At 69.5% G+C, this 5,013-nt stretch carries 4 protein-coding genes; all 4 read right to left on the bottom strand.

Going from position 1 to position 5,013, the window contains the following annotated elements; all coding sequences use genetic code 11:
* Nucleotides 1-8 precede the first annotated feature (8 nt).
* Genes ACIQOV_RS27280 through ccrA form a run of 4 tightly spaced genes read right to left on the bottom strand, consistent with a single transcriptional unit; the run spans nt 9 to nt 4,906 of the window.
* A complete protein-coding gene (locus ACIQOV_RS27280) occupies nt 9-512 on the bottom strand; it encodes a MaoC family dehydratase (protein WP_387685797.1) in 504 nt (167 codons plus the stop codon).
* Between the two features lie 11 nt (nt 513-523).
* Complete coding sequence (locus ACIQOV_RS27275; RefSeq protein ID WP_401052879.1) at nt 524-1,486, bottom strand: HpcH/HpaI aldolase/citrate lyase family protein; 963 nt, start codon at nt 1,484-1,486, stop codon at nt 524-526.
* 42 nt (nt 1,487-1,528) lie between these two features.
* On the bottom strand, nt 1,529-3,559 hold the full coding sequence (locus ACIQOV_RS27270; protein ID WP_401052876.1) for a protein meaA: 2,031 nt from the start codon (nt 3,557-3,559) through the stop codon (nt 1,529-1,531).
* Between the two features lie 9 nt (nt 3,560-3,568).
* The gene (gene ccrA / locus ACIQOV_RS27265; RefSeq protein WP_401052873.1) at nt 3,569-4,906 is read right to left on the bottom strand and encodes a crotonyl-CoA carboxylase/reductase; all 1,338 of its coding nucleotides are present in this window, start codon (nt 4,904-4,906) and stop codon (nt 3,569-3,571) included.
* Between the last annotated feature and the right edge of the window lie 107 nt (nt 4,907-5,013).

Raw genomic sequence — 5,013 nt, 5'->3', positions numbered from 1 at the left:
GGAGGGGCTCAGGAGAGCGGGGTCGGACGACCGGGCTGCTCGCCGCCGCGCTCCTTGATGTACGTCTCGGTCGGCACCATCACCTTGCGGCGGAAGACGCAGACGACCGTGCCGTCCTGCTTGTACCCCTTGGTCTCGACGTACACGATGCCGCGGTCGTCCTTGGACTTGGACGGCCACTTGTCGAGCACAGTGGTCTCGCCGTAGAGGGTGTCGCCGTGGAAGGTCGGTGCGACGTGCCGCAGCGACTCGATCTCCAGGTTGGCGATCGCCTTGCCGGAGACGTCCGGGACGGACATGCCGAGCAGCAGCGAGTAGATGTAGTTGCCCACCACGACGTTCCTGCCGAAGTCCGTCGTCTTCTCCGCATAGTTGGTGTCCATGTGGAGCGGGTGGTGGTTCATGGTGAGCAGGCAGAAGAGGTGGTCGTCGTACTCGGTGACCGTCTTGCCGGGCCAGTGCTTGTAGACCGCGCCGACCTCGAACTCCTCGTAGGTGCGTCCGAACTGCATGCCGTGGGCCCTCAGCTTTCCGGGATCTCGAACTTGGTGGTGCGCTGCAGGCCCGCGGCCCGGCCCTTGCCGGCGACGACCAGCGCCATCTTGCGGCTGGCCTCGTCGATCATCTCGTCGCCGAGCATGGCGGAGCCCTTGGCGCCGCCCGCCTCGGAGGTGCAGTAGTCGTACGCGTCGAGGATCAGCTCGGCGTGGTCGTAGTCCTCCTGCGAGGGCGAGTAGATCTCGTTCGCGGCGGCGACCTGGTCCGGGTGGAGCACCCACTTGCCGTCGAAGCCGAGGGCGGCCGAGCGGCGGGCGACCTCGCGGTAGCCCTCCTGGTTGCGGATCTGGAGGTACGGGCCGTCGATCGCCTGGAGGTCGTTGGCGCGGGCGGCCATCAGGATGCGCATCAGGATGTAGTGGTAGGCGTCGGCGTTGTAGCCGGGCGGCTGCTCGCCGACGACCAGCGACTTCATGTTGATGGAGGCCATGAAGTCGGCGGGGCCGAAGATGATGGTCTCCAGCCGGGGCGAGGCCTCGGCGATGGCGTCGACGTTGATCAGGCCCTTGGCGTTCTCGATCTGCGCCTCGATGCCGATCCGGCCGACCTCGAAGCCCATGGTCTTCTCGATCTGGGTGAGCAGCAGGTCGAGCGCCTTGACCTGCTCGGCGTCCTGCACCTTGGGCAGCATGATGCAGTCGAGGTTGGGGCCGGCGCCCTCGACCACGGTGATCACGTCGCGGTAGGTCCAGTGCGTGGTCCAGTCGTTGACGCGCACGACGCGGGTCTTGCCGCCCCAGTCGCCGTTGTTGAGCGCGTCGACGATGTTGTGGCGCGCGCTCTCCTTGACCAGCGGGGCGCAGGCGTCCTCCAGGTCGAGGAAGACCTGGTCGGCCGGCAGGCCCTGGGCCTTCTCCAGGAAGCGCGGGTTGCTGCCCGGCACGGCGAGACAGGAGCGGCGCGGGCGCAGACGGTTCACAGCAGTCATAAGAATCGAGGGTTCCTTCCCAGTGGTCAGCTGGTCAGCTGTTCAGTTCGTGGCCGCGGTCGGTGCGGGCGTCCACGGCTGGAGCTTGTTGGCCAGCCGGATCTCGTCCACGATCCGGCCGATGATGGTGGTGATGCCGAAGTCCTTCGGGGTGAACACGGCGGCGACGCCGGCGGCCTTGAGGGCCTCGCCGTCCGCTGCCGGGATGATGCCACCCACGATCACCGGGACATCCTCCACCCCGGCGCGGCGCAGCCGCTTCAGGACGTCGGGCACCAGCTCGCTGTGCGCGCCGGAGAGGATGGACAGGCCCACGCAGTGCACGTCCTCCGCGACGGCGGCGGAGACGATCTGCTCCGGGGTCAGCCGGATGCCCTGGTAGACCACCTCGAAGCCGGCGTCGCGGGCCCGGACGGCGATCTGCTCGGCACCGTTGGAGTGCCCGTCCAGGCCGGGCTTGCCGACCAGCAGGCGCAGCTTGCCGGCGCCCAGCTCCGCGGCGGTGGCGGCGACCGCGGCACGGACCTGCTCCAGCTCGCCGCCGGGCTCGGCGGCCACGGCGACGGGCGCGCCGCCGACGCCGGTGGGCGCGCGGTACTCGCCGAAGACCTCGCGCAGGGCGAAGGACCACTCGCCGGTGGTGACGCCGGCCCGGGCGCAGGCGAGCGTGGCCGGCATCAGATTGGTCCCGGTGGCGGCGACGGCCTTGAGCTCGGCCAGCGACGCCTGGGCGGCGGCCTCGTCGCGCTCGGCGCGCCAGGCCTCCAGGGCGGCGAGCACGGACCGCTCGGAGGCCGGGTCGACCACCATGATCGCGGTGTCGAGGTCGGCGGTGAGCGGGCTCGGCTCGGTGGTGTCGAAGCAGTTCACCCCGATGATCTTGTCCTCGCCGGACTCGATCCGGGCCCGGCGGGCGGCGTGCGAGGCGACCAGGTTGGACTTCAGGTAGCCGGACTCGACGGCCGGGATCACCCCGCCCATCTCCAGCACCTTGGCGATCTCCGCCTCGGCGCCGGCCAGCAGCTCGTCGGTCTTGGCCTCGATCACCTCGGAGCCGTTGAAGATGTCGCCGTACTCCAGCAGGTCCGACTCGTACGCCAGCACCTGCTGGATGCGCAGCGACCACTGCTGGTCCCAGGGCCGGGGCAGGCCGAGCGCCTCGTTCCAGGCGGGCAGCTGGACGGCACGCGCGCGGGCGTCCTTGGAGAGGGTGACGGCCAGCATCTCCAGGACGATCCGCTGGACGTTGTTCTCCGGCTGGGCCTCGGTCAGGCCGAGCGAGTTGACCTGGACGCCGTAGCGGAAGCGGCGCTGCTTGGGGTCGGTGACGCCGTAGCGCTCCAGGGTGACCTTCTCCCACAGCCGGGCGAAGGCGCGCATCTTGCACATCTCCTCGACGAAGCGCACGCCGGCGTTCACGAAGAAGGAGATCCGGGCGACCACCTCGCCCATCCGCTCGGCCGGCACCTGGCCGGAGTCGCGCACGGCGTCGAGCACCGAGATGGCGGTGCACATCGCGTAGGCGATCTCCTGGACGGGCGTGGCCCCGGCCTCCTGCAGGTGGTAGCTGCAGATGTTGATCGGGTTCCACTTGGGGATGTTGCCGACCGTGTAGGCGATCATGTCGGTGATCAGCCGCACCGACGGGCCGGGCGGGAAGACGTGCGTCCCGCGCGACAGGTACTCCTTGACGATGTCGTTCTGGGTGGTGCCGGTGAGCTTGGCGACGTCCGCGCCCTGCTCCTCGGCGACCACCTGGTAGAGCGCCAGCAGCCACATCGCGGTGGCGTTGATCGTCATGGAGGTGTTGGTCCGTTCGAGCGGGATGCCGTCGAACAGGGTGCGCATGTCGCCGACGTGGCCGACCGGGACGCCGACCCGGCCGACCTCGCCGCGGGCGAGGACGTGGTCGGAGTCGTAGCCGGTCTGGGTCGGCAGGTCGAAGGCGACGGACAGGCCGGTCTGGCCCTTCGCCAGGTTCCGCCGGTAGAGCGCGTTGGAGTCGCTCGCGGTGGAGTGGCCGGCGTAGGTGCGCATCAGCCAGGGCCGGTCGCGCTTCTGGGGCTCAGTCATCGGCGGGTCTCACACGTTCCTGAAGCGGTTGATGGCCGGCAGGTGCTTCTCGCGCAGCTCGGGGTCGGTGACGCCCAGGCCCGCCTCGGGGGCCAGGCAGAGCACGCCGACCTTGCCCTGGTGCTTGTTGTGGTGCACGTCCAGGGCGGCCTGGCCGGTCTCCTCCAGGGAGTAGACCTTGGACAGGGTGGGGTGGATCTTGCCCTTGGCGATCAGGCGGTTGGCCTCGAAGGCCTCGCGGTAGTTGGCGAAGTGCGAGCCGACGATCCGCTTGAGCGACATCCACAGGTACCGGTTGTCGTACTGGTGCATGTAGCCGGAGGTGGAGGCGCACGTGACGATGGTTCCGCCCTTGCGGGTGACGTACACCGAGGCGCCGAAGGTCTCCCGGCCCGGGTGCTCGAAGACGATGTCCACGTCCTCGCCGCCGGTGAACTCGCGGATCTTCGCGCCCAGCCGCTTCCACTCGCGCGGGTCCTGGGTGTGCTCGTCCTTCCAGAACCGGTAGCCCTCGGCGGAGCGGTCGATGATCGCCTCGGCGCCCATGGCGCGGCAGATCTCGGCCTTCTGGTCGTTGGAGACCACGCAGATCGGGGTGGCGCCGCCGGCCAGCGCATACTGGGTGGCGTACGAGCCGAGGCCGCCGCTGGCGCCCCAGATCAGCACGTTGTCGCCCTGCTTCATGCCGGCGCCGTTGCGCGAGACCAGCTGGCGGTAGGCGGTGGAGTTGACCAGACCGGGGGAGGCGGCCTCCTCCCAGGTGAGGTGCTTGGGCTTGGGCAGCAGCTGGTTGGTCTTCACCAGGGCCAGCTGGGCCAGGCCGCCGAAGTTGGTCTCGAAGCCCCAGATGCGCTGCTCCGGGTCCATCATCGTGTCGTTGTGGCCGTCCGCGGACTCCAGTTCGACCGAGAGGCAGTGCGCGACGACCTCGTCGCCCGGCTTCCAGGCGTTGACCCCGGCGCCGGTGCGCAGCACCACGCCGGCGAGGTCGGAGCCGACCACGTGGTACGGCAGGTCGTGGCGCTTGGTGAGCGGCGACAGCCGGCCGTAGCGCTCCAGGAAGCCGAAGGTGGAGACCGGCTCGAAGATCGAGCTCCAGACGGTGTTGTAGTTCACCGCGCTCGCCATGACGGCGACCAGGGCCTCGCCGGGGCCCAGCTCGGGCAGGGCGACCTCGTCGAGGTGAAGGGACTTGCGGGGGTCCTTGTCGCGGCTGTCGAGGCCCGCGAACATCTGCTCCTCGTCCTTGTGGAGCGTCACCGCGCGGTAGGACTCGGGGAGCTTGATCGCCGCGAAGTCCGCCGACGTGGTGTCGGTGCTGATGATCGCGTCGAGGATTTCCTGCATGGCTGCCTCCGAAGGCGTACCTGTGTGAGGGCACAGGGCGTCTGGGGGAGCCGGGAGCGGACACCGGCTTCGCTGAGGTGGGTGGTGGGCGGGTCAGACTGGGCACC

The organism is Kitasatospora sp. NPDC091257 (assembly GCF_044757675.1).
Lineage (GTDB): Bacteria > Actinomycetota > Actinomycetes > Streptomycetales > Streptomycetaceae > Kitasatospora > Kitasatospora lactacystinica.
The sequence above is the reverse complement of the archived record's forward strand: the minus strand, read 5'-3'. Positions and strand labels throughout refer to the sequence as shown.